This is a genomic window from Klebsiella sp. Lac1, assembly GCF_009825425.1.
GTDB lineage: Bacteria > Pseudomonadota > Gammaproteobacteria > Enterobacterales > Enterobacteriaceae > Klebsiella > Klebsiella electrica.
In genome coordinates this window covers 459,381-474,453 of the sequence record NZ_VJZJ01000004.1, presented here as the reverse complement: position 1 = coordinate 474,453, position 15,073 = coordinate 459,381, and the positions used below count along the sequence as shown (strand labels likewise).

At 53.2% G+C, this 15,073-nt stretch carries 14 protein-coding genes; 12 read left to right on the top strand and 2 right to left on the bottom strand.

Going from position 1 to position 15,073, the window contains the following annotated elements; translation table 11 throughout:
• Positions 1-159: 159 nt before the first annotated feature.
• The gene (gene kup / locus FNY10_RS24680; protein ID WP_100684563.1) at positions 160-2,028 is read right to left on the bottom strand and encodes a low affinity potassium transporter Kup; all 1,869 of its coding nucleotides are present in this window, start codon (positions 2,026-2,028) and stop codon (positions 160-162) included.
• Between the two features lie 217 nt (positions 2,029-2,245).
• Here kup and ravA point away from each other — a divergent pair, with 217 nt between their 5' ends.
• Positions 2,246-3,745 carry an ATPase RavA gene (gene ravA / locus FNY10_RS24675; RefSeq protein WP_100684564.1) on the top strand — a complete coding sequence of 500 codons (1,500 nt, stop codon included), beginning with the start codon at positions 2,246-2,248 and terminating at the stop codon, positions 3,743-3,745.
• Complete coding sequence (gene viaA, locus FNY10_RS24670; RefSeq protein ID WP_160704134.1) at positions 3,742-5,190, top strand: ATPase RavA stimulator ViaA; 1,449 nt, start codon at positions 3,742-3,744, stop codon at positions 5,188-5,190. Before ravA ends, viaA begins: the two co-directional genes overlap by 4 nt.
• A gap of 3 nt (positions 5,191-5,193) precedes the next feature.
• On the opposite strand, the gene asnA is transcribed toward viaA, so the two are convergent.
• Positions 5,194-6,186, bottom strand: coding sequence for an aspartate--ammonia ligase (gene asnA / locus FNY10_RS24665; protein ID WP_142255817.1), 993 nt, complete (start codon positions 6,184-6,186; stop codon positions 5,194-5,196).
• A 152-nt stretch (positions 6,187-6,338) separates the two neighbouring features.
• Here asnA and asnC point away from each other — a divergent pair, with 152 nt between their 5' ends.
• The 10 genes from asnC (at position 6,339) to atpA (ending at position 15,072) form a co-directional block, all read left to right on the top strand.
• Positions 6,339-6,797 (top strand): transcriptional regulator AsnC, encoded by a 459-nt coding sequence (gene asnC / locus FNY10_RS24660; RefSeq protein ID WP_100684567.1) that lies wholly within the window; start codon positions 6,339-6,341, stop codon positions 6,795-6,797.
• Between the two features lie 91 nt (positions 6,798-6,888).
• A complete protein-coding gene (gene mioC, locus FNY10_RS24655) occupies positions 6,889-7,329 on the top strand; it encodes an FMN-binding protein MioC (RefSeq protein ID WP_131050135.1) in 441 nt (146 codons plus the stop codon).
• A 381-nt stretch (positions 7,330-7,710) separates the two neighbouring features.
• Positions 7,711-9,600 carry a tRNA uridine-5-carboxymethylaminomethyl(34) synthesis enzyme MnmG gene (gene mnmG / locus FNY10_RS24650; RefSeq protein ID WP_100684569.1) on the top strand — a complete coding sequence of 630 codons (1,890 nt, stop codon included), beginning with the start codon at positions 7,711-7,713 and terminating at the stop codon, positions 9,598-9,600.
• A gap of 115 nt (positions 9,601-9,715) precedes the next feature.
• A complete protein-coding gene (rsmG, locus tag FNY10_RS24645; protein WP_131050136.1) occupies positions 9,716-10,339 on the top strand; it encodes a 16S rRNA (guanine(527)-N(7))-methyltransferase RsmG in 624 nt (207 codons plus the stop codon).
• Positions 10,340-10,953: 614 nt separating this feature from the next.
• Complete coding sequence (atpI, locus tag FNY10_RS24640) at positions 10,954-11,334, top strand: F0F1 ATP synthase subunit I (protein ID WP_160704136.1); 381 nt, start codon at positions 10,954-10,956, stop codon at positions 11,332-11,334.
• A gap of 8 nt (positions 11,335-11,342) precedes the next feature.
• The gene (atpB, locus tag FNY10_RS24635) at positions 11,343-12,158 is read left to right on the top strand and encodes a F0F1 ATP synthase subunit A (RefSeq protein ID WP_131050138.1); all 816 of its coding nucleotides are present in this window, start codon (positions 11,343-11,345) and stop codon (positions 12,156-12,158) included.
• Positions 12,159-12,205: 47 nt separating this feature from the next.
• Positions 12,206-12,445 (top strand): F0F1 ATP synthase subunit C, encoded by a 240-nt coding sequence (atpE, locus tag FNY10_RS24630; RefSeq protein ID WP_000429386.1) that lies wholly within the window; start codon positions 12,206-12,208, stop codon positions 12,443-12,445.
• Between the two features lie 54 nt (positions 12,446-12,499).
• Complete coding sequence (gene atpF, locus FNY10_RS24625; RefSeq protein ID WP_100684573.1) at positions 12,500-12,970, top strand: F0F1 ATP synthase subunit B; 471 nt, start codon at positions 12,500-12,502, stop codon at positions 12,968-12,970.
• 14 nt (positions 12,971-12,984) lie between these two features.
• Positions 12,985-13,518, top strand: a complete 534-nt coding sequence (gene atpH / locus FNY10_RS24620) for a F0F1 ATP synthase subunit delta (RefSeq protein ID WP_100684574.1) — start codon at positions 12,985-12,987, stop codon at positions 13,516-13,518.
• 12 nt (positions 13,519-13,530) lie between these two features.
• Entirely contained in the window at positions 13,531-15,072 is a 1,542-nt protein-coding gene (atpA, locus tag FNY10_RS24615; RefSeq protein WP_100684575.1) for a F0F1 ATP synthase subunit alpha, read from the top strand.
• Position 15,073 lies beyond the last annotated feature (1 nt).

Here is a 15,073-nt window from a genome sequence, read left to right as displayed (position 1 = left end):
CGTTTCGCTGTCATAAGTATTGTCAATACGCGCACGAAAAACCATCACCAGAAGAGAGAAATGTGATCGCCATCGAAACGTTTCGCAAACGCCGGGAAGGAAAAGTGAAGCGGGGTAAAAAAGCAAAAAAAGCCCTTCACGAGGAAGGGCTTCAGAGCATCAGATTTCGACCTGGGTACCGAGTTCAATTACCCGGTTTGGCGGGATTTCAAACTGATCCGGCGCCCTCAGGGCGTTACGCTGCAGCAGGAGGTACAGTTTTCCGCGCAGACGCAAATACCAAGGCCGTTTGCCGATAATCAACGACTCATGCGACATAAAGAACGAGGTCTCCATCATCCGGCAGCTCAGACCTTCCAGCCCGCAGCGATGGAACACCTCTTCCACGTTTGGCGTTTCGCGCCAGCCGTAGCTGGCGACCACGCGCCAGAAAGACGGTGAAATCTGCTCAATCTGCACGCGACGAACGTTATGCACATAAGGCGCGTCTTCAGTACGCAGCGTCAGCAGAATCACGCGTTCGTGCAGCACCTTGTTGTGCTTGAGGTTATGCAGCAGCGCAAAAGGAATCACGTTCAACGCACGGGACATATACACGGCGGTTCCCGGTACGCGAACCGGCGGTGATTTCTCCAGGGAAGAGATCATCGCTTCCAGAGAGTTACCGTGTTCATGCATCCGACGCAGCAGACGGAAACGTTCGCTTTTCCAGGTCGTCATCACGGTGAACATCACCAGACCCAGCGTTAACGGCAGCCAGCCGCCGGAAACAATCTTATCGAGGTTGGCCGAGAACAGCGGAAAATCAATGCTCATAAAGGCAATAAAGAACAACGCCACAAAGAACTTATTCCAGTGCCAGTTTTTACGCGCAACCGTAGTGAAGAGAATCGTGGTCAGCACCATGGTTCCCGTTACCGCGATCCCGTACGCCGCAGCCAGGTTCGAAGAGTGTTCGAAGTTGATAATCACGATGACCACCGAGACATACAGCAGCCAGTTGATGAACGGAATATAAATCTGTCCGGACTCCATTTCCGAGGTATGAATAATCCGCATCGGCGACAGATATCCCAGACGGACCGCCTGGCGAGTCAGCGAGAAGACCCCGGAAATGACCGCCTGCGAGGCGATAACCGTCGCCAGCGCGGCAATAATCAGCATCGGAATCAGCGCCCATTCAGGGGCCAGCAGGAAGAAGGGGTTTTTGATCGCTTCCGGGTGCTGTAACAGCAGCGCCCCCTGACCAAAGTAGTTCAGCACCAGCGAGGGCAGTACCACTGAAAACCAGGCCAGGCGAATCGGTAGTTTGCCAAAGTGCCCCATATCCGCATACAGCGCTTCGACACCGGTAATGGACAGCACTACCGCGCCCAGCGCAACAAAAGAGACGGTTTTATATTCAAGGAAGAAATGAACCGCCCAGTAAGGGTTTAGCGCCTGCAGCACTTCCGGGTTGGCGATAATGCTGCGCGCGCCCAGCACCGCCAGCAGCAGGAACCAAATCAGCATAATCGGCGCAAACAGCTTGCCGACCATACCGGTACCGTGCTTCTGGATAGCAAACAGCAGCGTCAACACGATAATGGAGATGGGGACAATCCAGGTATCCAGATCAGGGGCGATAATTTCCAGCCCTTCAATCGCCGACATGACCGAAATCGCCGGCGTAATCACCACTTCGCCATAGAAGAAGCTGCCGCCGATCAGGCCAAGAATCACCAGAACCGACGTCATTCGCGCGGACGTATTGCGGCCCGCCAGCGACATCAGCGTCAGGATCCCCCCTTCACCGGCGTTATCTGCGCGCATGACAAAGGTGATATATTTGAGTGATACGGTAAAGATCAACAGCCAGAATATTAGCGACAGAAAGCCAAAAACAGCATCACGTTCAACGCCAAAGCCAAACTGACCAGACAGACATTCCCGAAGTGTATACAGCGGACTGGTACCGATATCTCCGTATACCACGCCGATAGCCGCCAGCGTTATTGCTGGCAGCGATTGCTTATTATCAGTGCTCATAGACTAGTCTTTTCGTTTATAAAACAAATGTGTGCCTAGTCCCTTGGCCCACAAAAAGCGCACAGTATGCACGATTATTTGCTGAATCGTACCCCTAACTAACATCATATTAACCTGACTCAAAGAAAATAAATCGATTCTTCAGGCTATTACCATCCCTAATCAAACATCTATACTCGAATCAATAACGACACATGAAAAAGCACGCAACTCAATTATGGCTCAATCACATTTACTGGCAGAAAGAATTTCCCGGCTCAGCGCCTCCCTCGAAAAAGGCTTGTTCGAACGCAGTCACGCGATACGACTCTGCCTGCTTGCCGCCCTCAGCGGCGAAAGCGTTTTTTTACTCGGTCCGCCGGGCATCGCTAAAAGCCTGATCGCCCGCCGCCTCAAATTCGCCTTTCAGCAAGCCCGCGCCTTTGAATATCTGATGACCCGCTTTTCCACTCCAGAAGAAGTTTTTGGCCCACTCTCCATCCAGGCGCTGAAGGATGAAGGGCGCTACGAGCGCCTGACGACAGGCTATCTTCCGGAAGCCGAAATCGTCTTCCTCGACGAAATCTGGAAAGCCGGCCCGGCCATCCTCAACACCTTACTGACCGCAATCAACGAACGGCATTTTCGCAACGGGGCGAAAGAAGAAAAAATCCCCATGCGCCTGCTGGTGGCGGCTTCAAACGAATTACCGGAAACGGACAGCAGCCTTGAAGCGCTGTACGATCGCATGCTCATCCGTTTATGGCTGGATAAGGTCCAGGACAAAACGAACTTCCGCTCGATGCTGGTAAGCCAGCAGGATGAAAACAGCAACCCGGTTCCCGCCAGCCTGCAGGTCAGCGATGAAGAGTTCCGGCAGTGGCAGCAGGATATCAGCGCCGTGAAGCTCACGGATAGCGTGTTTGAACTTATCTTTCAGCTCCGCCAGCAGCTGGATACATTACCCGGTTCGCCGTATGTCTCGGATCGGCGCTGGAAAAAGGCCATTCGGCTGCTGCAGGCCAGCGCTTTCTTTAGCGGCCGGGATACGATTGCCCCTATCGACCTGATTTTGCTGAAAGATTGCCTGTGGCACGATATCGAAAGCATGAACCTGATGGCGCAGCAGCTGGAAATCTTGATGACCAGCCATGCCTGGCAGCAGCAGGCCATGCTGAGCAAACTGGGCGCTATCACCCAAAGACGCATCCAAATCCAACAGCAGCACAGTGACAAAACCGCGCTGAAGGTCACGCGCCTCGGCGGGATGTTCAGCCGTAAGCCGCATTATGAATTACCGTCTGAACTCAAGGATACCACGCTGACCCTGCTGCTCCAGCAGCCGCTTAAGCTGCACGATATGGAAGTGATTCATATTACCTTCGTCCGCGAAGAACTCTCGCACTGGCTGGAAAAAGGCGGTGAAATCCGCGGCAAGCTTAACGGCATTGGTTTCGCCCAGCCGCTGAATATCGATGTCGATGCCAGCCAGCATCTGGTCGTTCGCGACGTCAGCCTGCAAGGCTCCCGCCTTTCGTTGCCCGGCAGCGAATCGCAAGAAAACATGCCGGTGGAAATCCGCCAGCAGCTGGAAGCGCTGGATGACGAGTGGCACCAGCAACATAACCGCTTTAGCGAACAGCAAAAATGTCTGTTTATTCCCGGCGACTGGCTAGGACGTATTGAAGCCAGCCTGCAGGACGTCGGCGCGCAGATTAAACAGGCGCGGCAGCCATGACGCTGGATATGCTGAATGTCATGCTGGCAGTCAGCGAAGAGGGGATGATCGAAGAGATGCTGCTGGCGCTGCTGGCCTCTCCTCAGCTTGCCGTGTTCTTCGAAAAATTTCCGCGCCTGAAGAATATTATCGCCGCCGATATTCCGCGCTGGCGAGAGGCCGTCAGAGCCCGACTCAAAGAGACGTCAATCCCGCCTGAGCTGGATATTGAAGTACAGCACTATCAGCGCTCGCAACTGCTCTCCACCTCGCAGTTTATCGTGCAGCTTCCACAGATCCTTGGCCAGCTGCATCAACTGCACTCGCCGTTTGCCGCCCAGGCGCAGCAGCTGGTGGATAACAATGCCACCTTCACGCCCGCGCTCCATACCCTGTTTTTACAGCGCTGGCGTCTGAGCCTGGTGGTGCAGGCAACCACACTCAACCAGCAGCTACTGGATGAAGAACGCGATCAGCTGCTGAGCGAAGTCCAGGAGAGGATGACCCTCAGCGGGCAGCTGGAGCCGGTGCTGGTGGAGAACGATAACGCCGCGGGTCGGCTGTGGGATATGAGCGCCGGCGAGCTGAAGCGCGGCGACTATCAGCTGATCATTCGCTACGGCGACTTTCTCAGCCAGCAGCCGGAACTGATGCAGCTGGCTGAACAGTTAGGCCGCTCGCGGGAAGCCAAATCGGTGCCGAAAAAAGATGCGCCGATGGAAGCTTTTCGCAGCCTGGTTCGTGAGCCGGCAACGGTACCGGAACAGGTTGATGGCCTGCAACAGAGCGATGATATCCTGCGCCTGCTCCCGCCGGAGCTGGCGACGCTGGGGATAACTGAACTGGAATTCGAGTTCTATCGTAAGCTGGTAGAAAAGCAGCTGCTGACCTATCGCTTACATGGCGACGCCTCGCGGGAAAAAATCACCGAGAGGCCGGTGACCCGACAAGATGTTGACGAGCAGCCGCGCGGACCGTTTATCGTCTGCGTCGATACTTCCGGCTCGATGGGCGGTTTCAACGAACAGTGCGCCAAGGCATTTTGCCTGGCATTAATGCGGGTGGCGCTGGCGGACAATCGCCGCTGCTTTATTATGCTTTTCTCCAGTGAAGTCGTGCATTACGAGCTGACGGGCCCGCAGGGTCTGGAGCAGGCGATCCGCTTCCTGAGCCAGCGTTTTCGCGGCGGTACGGATTTAGCCAGCTGTTTCCGTTCGATCATTGAGCGAATGCAAAATCCGCAGTGGGTCGATGCCGATGCGGTGGTGATTTCCGATTTTATTGCCCAGCGGCTGCCGGACGAGGTAATCAATAAGGTGGGGGAGCTACAGCGCAAGCATCATCATCGCTTTCATGCGGTGGCGATGTCTGTACATGGCAAACCCGGCATAATGCGCATCTTCGATCATATCTGGCGCTTTGATACCGGGTTACGTAGCCGCCTGCTGCGACGCTGGAGGCGTTAATGGTTACAGCAGAGCGGCAACGCTTTCACGTACCTGCGTCGGCCATACGCCGCACTGTACCTGGCCGATATGATCCAGCTGCAACAGCAGCATGGTAAGCCGGGATTGACCAATGCCGCCGCCAATAGTCTGCGGCATTTCACCGCGCAGCAACGCCTGGTGCCACTCCAGCTTGAGACGATCTTCATCACCGGTGACCGCCAGCTGACGCTTGAGTGCGTCGGCATCCACGCGGATCCCCATAGAAGAGAGCTCAAACGCATCTTCCAGCACCGGGTTCCACACCAGGATATCGCCGTTCAGACCGGCAAATTCACCCTCCCCCGTGCTGCTCCAGTCATCATAATCCGGGGCACGAACGTCATGGCGCTTACCGTCGGATAACTTGCCGCCAATCCCAATCAGAAATACCGCACCCAGCTGTTTGGCGATCGCCCGCTCACGGCCTTTGGCATCCAGATCCGGGAAACGGCTCAGCAATTCCTGGCTGTGGACAAAGTGGATCGATTCCGGCAGGAACGGTGCCAGACCAAACTCTTTGCTCACTGCGGCTTCGGTCGCTTTGATCCCGGCGTAGATAGCCTCAACGGTGGATTTCAGCGTACCGAGATGGCGCTCGCCATCCCCCATCACGCGCTCCCAGTCCCACTGGTCAACGTAGACAGAGTGAATAGCGGTCAGGCGGTCTTCATCGGGGCGAAGGGCCTTCATGTGCGTGTACAGCCCTTCGCCCGCGCTGAAGTCGTGTTGTCCCAGGGTTTGACGTTTCCACTTCGCCAGTGAATGAACCACTTCGAACCGGGCGTCTGGCAGTGTTTTCACTTTCACCTGAACCGCTTTCTCGCAACCAGACAGGTTGTCCTGAGTCCCGTCTCCTACGCGGCTTAAGATAGGCGCCTGGACTTCAATCAGACCAAGTTTCTCTTCCAGCTGGCGGGAAAAGTGAGACTTAACGAAACTAATCTGGCGTTGTTTTGCGATGTATGCGGTTTTCATTTTTTATGGCTCCTGCGTCCTGTTGATATTGATTAAGCAACAAAAATGGCTACCAATTCAATAATCAAACAACAAAAAGCCATGTTCACTTTTAATTCATTAAAATACATGGCTAATATAGAAAGAATCCTCAAACATCATAAGAAAAACCTATGGAAAATTATCAGATCGACAATCTGGACCGCGGCATTCTGGAAGCGTTAATGACCAATGCCCGTACCGCCTATGCTGAACTGGCCAAACAGTTTGGCGTCAGCCCGGGGACGATTCATGTTCGCGTGGAGAAGATGAAACAGGCGGGTATCATCACCGGCGCGCGCATTGACGTAAACCCTAAACAACTCGGCTACGACGTCTGCTGCTTTATCGGCATTATCCTTAAAAGCGCCAAAGACTACCCTTCCGCCCTGGAAAAGTTGAACGCGCTGGATGAGGTGACCGAGGCGTATTACACCACCGGGCACTACAGCATCTTTATTAAGGTGATGTGCCGCTCGATCGATGCTCTCCAGCAGGTACTTATCAACAAGATCCAAACAATCGATGAAATTCAGTCCACCGAGACCCTGATCTCCCTGCAGAACCCGATCATGCGGACTATCCGCCCGTGATCGGGCTTTTTTAATCCCACATTTTCCACAGGTAGATCCCAGCTCTCACACAGCGTACAATGTGCCACTCTGAATAATTGAGCAGGCGATCATGGCAGACATTACGCTTATCAGCGGCAGTACCCTGGGCAGTGCGGAATATGTAGCGGAGCATCTGGCTGAAAAGCTGGAAGAGGCGGGCTACAGCACCGAAATCCAGCACGGTCCGTTGATCGAGGATCTGCAGGCCGAGGGGATCTGGTTAGTTATCTCCTCTACGCATGGCGCGGGGGATATCCCTGATAATCTGCTGCCGTTCTATGAAGCGCTTCAGGAAAAGCAGGCAGACCTGTCCACCGTTCGTTTTGGCGCCATCGGCATCGGCAGCCGCGAATACGACACCTTCTGCGGCGCCATCGACAAAATCGACAGCGCATTGAAGGCATGTGGTGCACAACAGCTCGGCGAAACGCTGAAGATAAATGTCCTGGAACATGAAATTCCAGAAGATCCGGCTGAGATTTGGGTCGGATCCTGGAAAGATTTGCTCTAAGTTTTGTAAAGATCGTTCGATATTCTGTGGATAACTACACTTAAAAGCTCTGATCAACCGGTAGTTATCCAAAGTATAAGCCGTGGCTGCTTTTTGACCTGTGTATAACCCTTCATTTTGATCCCAGCTTATACGGAACAGGATCACCGATCATTCACAGATAGTGATCCTTCTTAAATATTTGATCTTAAACCGCAGATCGGGCTTATCCACAGAAAGGTTCGATCCTAATAAGAGATCACAGTAAAACAGATCTCTAAATAAAAGATCTTCTTTTTAATACTCAAGATCCCGGAGCTTTCTCGAAAGGCTAAAGTTGAGTAGAATCCACGCCCCGGGCTTCAATCTATTTTCAAACCGCTTTATGCGAGGCATACCACCATGTTTTATCAGGATCCTTTTGACGTCATCATCATTGGCGGGGGTCATGCAGGCACTGAGGCCGCGATGGCCGCAGCGCGGATGGGTCAGCAGACCCTGCTTTTGACACACAATATCGACACCCTGGGGCAGATGAGCTGCAACCCGGCGATTGGCGGCATTGGGAAAGGACACCTGGTAAAAGAAGTGGATGCGCTTGGCGGACTGATGGCGAAAGCGATCGACCAGGCAGGCATTCAGTTTAGGATACTAAACGCCAGCAAAGGCCCGGCGGTACGGGCGACACGAGCTCAGGCAGACCGCGTGCTCTATCGTCAGGCGGTGCGCACGGCGCTGGAAAACCAGCCAAATCTGATGATCTTCCAGCAGGCGGTGGAGGATCTGATTGTCGAAAACGATCGGGTTGTCGGCGCCGTTACCCAGATGGGACTGAAATTCCGCGCTAAAGCGGTGGTCCTGACCGTCGGCACCTTCCTTGACGGCAAGATCCATATCGGGCTGGATAACTACAGCGGTGGCCGCGCAGGCGATCCGCCATCGATCCCGCTTTCTCGCCGTTTACGTGAGCTGCCGCTGCGGGTCAGTCGCCTGAAAACCGGGACGCCGCCGCGTATTGACGCCCGTACCATCGATTTCAGCGTTCTGGCGCAGCAGCATGGTGATAACCCCATGCCGGTCTTCTCGTTCATGGGCAATGCGGCTCAGCATCCGCAGCAGGTACCGTGCTATATCACCCATACCAACGAGAAAACCCACGATGTGATCCGCAATAATCTCGATCGCAGCCCGATGTATGCCGGGGTGATTGAAGGGATCGGTCCGCGCTACTGCCCGTCGATCGAAGATAAAGTGATGCGCTTTGCCGATCGCAACCAGCACCAGATCTTCCTCGAGCCGGAAGGGCTGACCTCTAACGAAATTTATCCGAACGGTATCTCCACCAGCCTGCCGTTTGACGTACAAATGCAGATTGTTCGCTCAATGCAGGGTATGGAGAACGCCAGAATCGTTCGTCCAGGCTACGCTATTGAGTACGATTTCTTCGACCCGCGTGACCTGAAGCCGACGCTGGAAAGCAAATATATCCACGGTCTGTTCTTTGCCGGACAGATTAACGGTACCACCGGTTACGAAGAAGCCGCTGCTCAGGGACTGCTTGCCGGCCTGAACGCCGGTCGTTTCTCAGCGGAAAAAGAGGGCTGGGCGCCGGCGCGTTCAGAAGCCTACCTCGGTGTGCTGGTCGACGATCTGTGTACGCTGGGAACCAAAGAACCGTACCGGATGTTTACTTCACGCGCCGAATATCGTCTGATGCTGCGCGAAGATAATGCCGATCTGCGTCTGACGGAACAGGGGCGCGAACTGGGTCTGGTCGATGATGAACGCTGGGCGCGATTCAACGAGAAGCTGGAAAGCATTGAGCTTGAGCGTCAACGTCTGAAATCCACCTGGGTTTACCCGGCGGCAGACAGCGTGGAACAAGTCAATGCGCATCTGTCTGCGCCACTGTCTCGCGAAGCGAGCGGGGAAGATTTGCTCCGTCGTCCGGAAATGACCTATGAGCAGCTGGTTCAGCTGTCGCCGTTCTCGCCGGGCCTGGAAGATGCGCAGGCTGCTGAGCAGGTTGAGATCCAGGTGAAGTACGAAGGATATATCGCTCGTCAGCAGGAAGAGATCGAAAGACAGCAGCGTAATGAGAATACGATCCTGCCGGCAACGCTTGATTATCGTCAGGTGATCGGGTTGTCGAATGAAGTGATTGCCAAGCTTAACGATCACAAACCGTCTTCAATCGGCCAGGCTTCGCGTATTTCCGGCATCACGCCAGCGGCGATTTCTATTTTGCTGGTCTGGTTGAAAAAGCAGGGGATGCTGCGCCGCAGCGCCTGATTGCCCCGACAGGCGGAATTTGGCGGATAGCAGGCTGCTTCTCCGCCCTTTTTGATTCACCGGCCCGGTAAGCGTCATCGCCTCCGGGCTCATTATTTCTGGACAGGTACTGAACGTGCTCAACAAACTTTCTCGTCTGCTGGCTGAGGCCGGTATTTCGCTCACCGATCACCAGAAAAACCAGCTGGTGGCCTATGTTGGCATGCTGGATAAGTGGAACAAAGCCTACAATCTGACTTCCGTTCGCGATCCGAATGAGATGCTGATTCGCCATATCCTCGATAGCATTGTTGTTGCGCCGTACCTGCAGGGAACGCGTTTTATCGACGTTGGAACAGGACCAGGGCTGCCGGGAATCCCGCTGGCGATAGTGCTCCCGCAAGCACATTTCACGCTGCTGGACAGCCTCGGCAAGCGCGTGCGTTTTCTTCGCCAGGTCCAGCATGAGTTAAAACTGGAGAATATCGCCCCGGTACAGAGCCGCGTGGAAGATTTCCCCGCAGAACCGCCGTTCGATGGCGTCATCAGCCGCGCATTTGCCTCGCTGAACGACATGGTCAGCTGGTGCCATCATCTGCCGTCAGAAACCGGCTGTTTCTATGCGTTGAAAGGAGTGGCTCAGGAAGATGAAATGGCAAATCTTCCCGAAGGATACACCGTCAGCGAGATTATCAGGTTGCATGTTCCTGCGCTGGAAGGGGAGCGTCACCTGGTGGTTATTAAGCCAAAAATGATTTAGTTTTTATCAAAAAATGTGAAAAAAATCAGACCGCCGCATGTTACAAAAATAAATGTCACTGCGCGCGATTCGCGGCGCCTTTTAACCATGTTTTTACCATGGGTTATCCCAGGGTTAACTTTGACGGTTGGTTTACTGGTAAAATAGTCAACATTGAAAATATCAGGACGCTAAAAATCGAACGACTGGCAAGGCATACGGATGTTAAATATTTATTATAAATGTCAATAAAAGGTTTTCATTGTATGCGCGGTTGTTTTATAAAAACTGCTCATTTTTTATCTTTAATATCAAAAAGATGAAAACAGACAATTTATGAGTGGAATTAATTCGCTTTACTCTAAAATGTTTAATGTGTGATCTGGTGCACGCTTTAATCTCTGTGTTTTCTCAGTATTTGCAGTTTCGTATGACGGCTCACAGATTGGCAAAATGCAGGAAAAGTTGCCTGCTGGAAAATAATTAAACATTTATTCACTATTTTGCTACTTATTGTTTGAAATCACGGGGCGTCACCGTATAATTTGTCCGCTTTTTGATGCTTGACTCTTCGTCTTAAAGGACGTTTTATACGACACGCGACATACCTCGAAGGGAGCAGGAGTAAAAACGTGATGTCTGTGTCGCTCTTGAGTCGAAACGTTGCTCGTAAGCTTCTGTTTATTCAGTTACTGGCAGTAATAGCAAGTGGACTGCTGTGCAGCCTAAAAGACCCCTTCTGGGGCATCTCCGCAGTATGCGGAGGTTTGGCGGTTGTTTTGCCAAACATGTTGTTTATGATTTTTGCCTGGCGTCATCAGGCGCATACACCATCTAAAGGCCGTGTGGCCTGGACCTTCGCCTTCGGCGAAGCTTTTAAGGTGTTGCTGACCTTTGCCCTCCTCGCGGTGGCGCTGGCCGTATTCAAAGTGGTATTCATGCCGCTGATAGTGACGTGGGTTTTGGTGCTGGTGGTACAAATTCTGGCACCAGCTGTAATTAACAACAAAGGGTAAAAGGCATCATGGCTGCAGAAAATATGACGCCGCAGGATTACATAGGTCACCATCTGAAGAACCTTCAGATTGATCTGCGTACATTCTCGCTGGTGGATCCGCACAACCCCCCGGCCACCTTCTGGACGCTCAACATTGACTCCATGTTCTTCTCAGTGGTGCTCGGTCTGTTGTTCCTTACCATTTTCCGTAGCGTTGCCAAAAAAGCGACCAGCGGTGTTCCTGGTAAACTCCAGACGGCTATCGAGATGACCATCGGCTTCGTCCATGGCAGCGTCAAAGACATGTATCATGGCAAGAGCAAGCTGATTGCTCCGCTGGCCCTCACCGTGTTTGTCTGGGTATTCCTGATGAACCTGATGGACCTGCTGCCAATCGACCTGATTCCTTATATCGGTGAACACATTTTCGGCCTGCCTGCACTGCGCGTGGTTCCGTCTGCTGACGTGAACATCACCCTGTCGATGGCGCTTGGCGTGTTTATCCTGATTCTTTTCTACAGCATCAAAATGAAAGGCGTGGGTGGGTTCGTTAAAGAACTGACGCTGCAGCCGTTCAATCACTGGGCGTTCATTCCTGTCAACTTAATCCTTGAAGGGGTAAGCCTGCTGTCCAAACCGGTTTCACTGGGTCTGCGACTGTTCGGCAACATGTATGCCGGTGAGCTGATTTTCATTCTGATTGCTGGTCTGCTGCCGTGGTGGTCACAGTGGGTTCTGAATGTGCCATGGGCCATTTTCCACATCCTGATTATTACGCTGCAAGCCTTCATCTTCATGGTTCTGACGATCGTCTATCTGTCGATGGCATCTGAAGAGCATTGATTTTTACCAACATACTACGTTTTTACTGAAACAAACTGGAGACTGTCATGGAAAACCTGAATATGGATCTGCTGTACATGGCTGCCGCTGTGATGATGGGTCTGGCGGCGATCGGTGCTGCGATCGGTATCGGCATCCTCGGGGGCAAATTCCTGGAAGGCGCAGCGCGTCAACCGGATCTGATTCCTCTGCTGCGTACTCAGTTCTTTATCGTTATGGGTCTGGTGGATGCTATCCCGATGATCGCTGTAGGTCTGGGTCTGTACGTGATGTTTGCTGTCGCGTAGTAAGTTGTTCGAAAGAAACCTAAGCCACAGAGTTAATTTAAGAGGTATTGTGCTGTGAACATGAACGCAACAATCCTCGGCCAGGCCATCGCGTTTGTTCTTTTCGTATGGTTCTGCATGAAGTACGTATGGCCGCCTTTAATGGCTGCCATCGAAAAGCGTCAGAAAGAGATTTCCGACGGTTTGGCTTCTGCAGAACGCGCTAAGAAAGATTTGGACCTTGCACAGGCCAACGCGACCGACCAGCTGAAAAAAGCGAAAGCGGAAGCCCAGGTCATCATCGAGCAGGCGAACAAGCGTCGCGCTCAGATGCTGGACGAAGCTAAAGCTGAAGCAGAACAGGAACGCACCAAAATCGTCGCACAGGCGCAGGCTGAAATTGATGCCGAACGTAAACGTGCTCGCGAGGAGCTGCGTAAGCAGGTCGCAATCCTGGCTGTTGCTGGCGCCGAGAAGATCATCGAACGTTCCGTGGATGAAGCTGCTAACAGCGACATCGTGGACAAACTTGTCGCTGAACTGTAAGGAGGGAGGGGCTGATGTCTGAATTTGTAACGGTAGCTCGCCCCTACGCCAAAGCAGCTTTTGACTTTGCCGTCGAACACAAAAGTGTCGAACGCTGGCAGGATATGCTGGCGTTTGCTGCTGAAGTGACGAAAAACGAACAAATGGCAGAGCTTCTGTCCGGTGCTCTGGCGCCGGAAACGCTCTCTGACGCGTTCATTGCGGTATGCGGTGAGCAACTGGACGAAAATGGCCAGAACCTGATTCGGGTTATGGCTGAAAATGGTCGTCTGCAAGTGCTCCCGGATGTTCTTGAGCAGTTCATTCACCTGCGCGCTGCCAGTGAGGCAACCGCAGAGGTAGATGTTATTTCTGCCTCCCGGTTGAGTGAAGCACAGCTTGAGAAGATCGTCGGCGCGATGGAAAAACGTCTGTCACGCAAAGTTAAGCTGAATTGCAAAATCGATAAGTCTGTTATGGCAGGTGTTATCATCCGTGCGGGTGATATGGTCATTGATGGTAGCGTACGCGGCCGTCTTGATCGCCTTGCAGACGTCTTGCAGTCTTAAGGGGACTGGAGCATGCAACTGAATTCCACCGAAATCAGCGAACTGATCAAGCAGCGCATTGCTCAGTTCAATGTGGTGAGCGAAGCTCACAACGAAGGTACTATTGTTTCCGTCAGTGACGGTGTTATCCGCATCCACGGCCTGGCCGATTGTATGCAGGGTGAGATGATTTCCCTGCCGGGTAACCGTTACGCTATCGCACTGAACCTGGAGCGCGACTCCGTAGGTGCGGTGGTGATGGGTCCGTACGCCGACCTCGCCGAAGGCATGAAGGTTAAATGTACTGGCCGTATCCTTGAAGTTCCGGTTGGCCGCGGCCTGCTGGGCCGCGTGGTGAACACCCTGGGTGCGCCTATCGACGGTAAAGGTCCGGTTGAGCACGATGGCTTCTCGCCAATCGAAGTTATCGCTCCGGGCGTTATCGAACGTCAGTCCGTCGATCAGCCGGTACAGACCGGTTACAAATCCGTCGATGCCATGATTCCAATCGGCCGTGGCCAGCGTGAGCTGATCATCGGTGACCGTCAGACCGGTAAAACCGCGATGGCAATCGATGCGATCATCAACCAACGTGATTCCGGTATCAAGTGCGTCTACGTGGCTATCGGCCAGAAAGCGTCCACCATTTCTAACGTGGTGCGTAAACTGGAAGAACACGGCGCGCTGTCCAACACTATCGTTGTCGTGGCGACCGCTTCTGAATCTGCTGCACTGCAATACCTGGCACCGTATGCCGGTTGCGCAATGGGCGAATACTTCCGCGACCGCGGTGAAGATGCGCTGATCGTTTACGATGACCTGTCTAAACAGGCTGTTGCTTACCGTCAGGTTTCCCTGCTGCTCCGTCGTCCGCCAGGACGTGAAGCATTCCCGGGCGACGTGTTCTACCTCCACTCCCGTCTGCTGGAGCGCGCATCCCGCGTTAACGCGGAATACGTAGAGAAGTTCACCAACGGTGAAGTCAAAGGTAAAACCGGCTCCCTGACCGCGCTGCCGATTATCGAAACCCAGGCGGGTGACGTTTCTGCGTTCGTTCCGACCAACGTAATTTCCATTACCGATGGTCAGATCTTCCTGGAAACCAACCTGTTTAACTCTGGTATTCGTCCTGCGGTTAACCCGGGTATCTCCGTATCCCGTGTGGGTGGTGCTGCTCAGACCAAGATCATCAAGAAACTGTCCGGTGGTATCCGTACCGCGCTGGCGCAGTATCGTGAACTGGCTGCGTTCTCTCAGTTCGCATCCGATCTGGATGAAGCAACCCGTAAACAGCTGAGCCATGGTCAGAAAGTAACCGAGCTGCTGAAACAGAAACAGTATGCGCCGATGTCTGTAGCACAGCAGGGTCTGGTCCTGTTTGCTGCTGAACGCGGTTACCTCGAAGATGTGGAACTGGCGAAAATCGGTAGCTTCGAAGCCGCTCTGCTCGCTTACGTTGACCGTGACCACGCTCCGCTGATGCAAGAGATTAACCAGACCGGTGGCTATAACGACGAGATCGAAGGCAAGCTGAAAAGCATCCTCGACTCCTTTAAAGCAACCCAGTCCTGGTAAA

Coding starts and splice junctions, on each gene's coding strand:
- atpA (WP_100684575.1), top strand. CDS start 13,531: ATGCAACTGAATTCCACCGAAATCAGCGAACTGATCAAGCAGCGCATT.
- asnA (WP_142255817.1), bottom strand. CDS start 6,186: ATGAAAACCGCATACATCGCAAAACAACGCCAGATTAGTTTCGTTAAG.
- atpI (WP_160704136.1), top strand. CDS start 10,954: ATGTCTGTGTCGCTCTTGAGTCGAAACGTTGCTCGTAAGCTTCTGTTT.
- atpH (WP_100684574.1), top strand. CDS start 12,985: ATGTCTGAATTTGTAACGGTAGCTCGCCCCTACGCCAAAGCAGCTTTT.
- viaA (WP_160704134.1), top strand. CDS start 3,742: ATGACGCTGGATATGCTGAATGTCATGCTGGCAGTCAGCGAAGAGGGG.
- asnC (WP_100684567.1), top strand. CDS start 6,339: ATGGAAAATTATCAGATCGACAATCTGGACCGCGGCATTCTGGAAGCG.
- mnmG (WP_100684569.1), top strand. CDS start 7,711: ATGTTTTATCAGGATCCTTTTGACGTCATCATCATTGGCGGGGGTCAT.
- atpB (WP_131050138.1), top strand. CDS start 11,343: ATGGCTGCAGAAAATATGACGCCGCAGGATTACATAGGTCACCATCTG.
- atpE (WP_000429386.1), top strand. CDS start 12,206: ATGGAAAACCTGAATATGGATCTGCTGTACATGGCTGCCGCTGTGATG.
- mioC (WP_131050135.1), top strand. CDS start 6,889: ATGGCAGACATTACGCTTATCAGCGGCAGTACCCTGGGCAGTGCGGAA.
- ravA (WP_100684564.1), top strand. CDS start 2,246: ATGGCTCAATCACATTTACTGGCAGAAAGAATTTCCCGGCTCAGCGCC.
- kup (WP_100684563.1), bottom strand. CDS start 2,028: ATGAGCACTGATAATAAGCAATCGCTGCCAGCAATAACGCTGGCGGCT.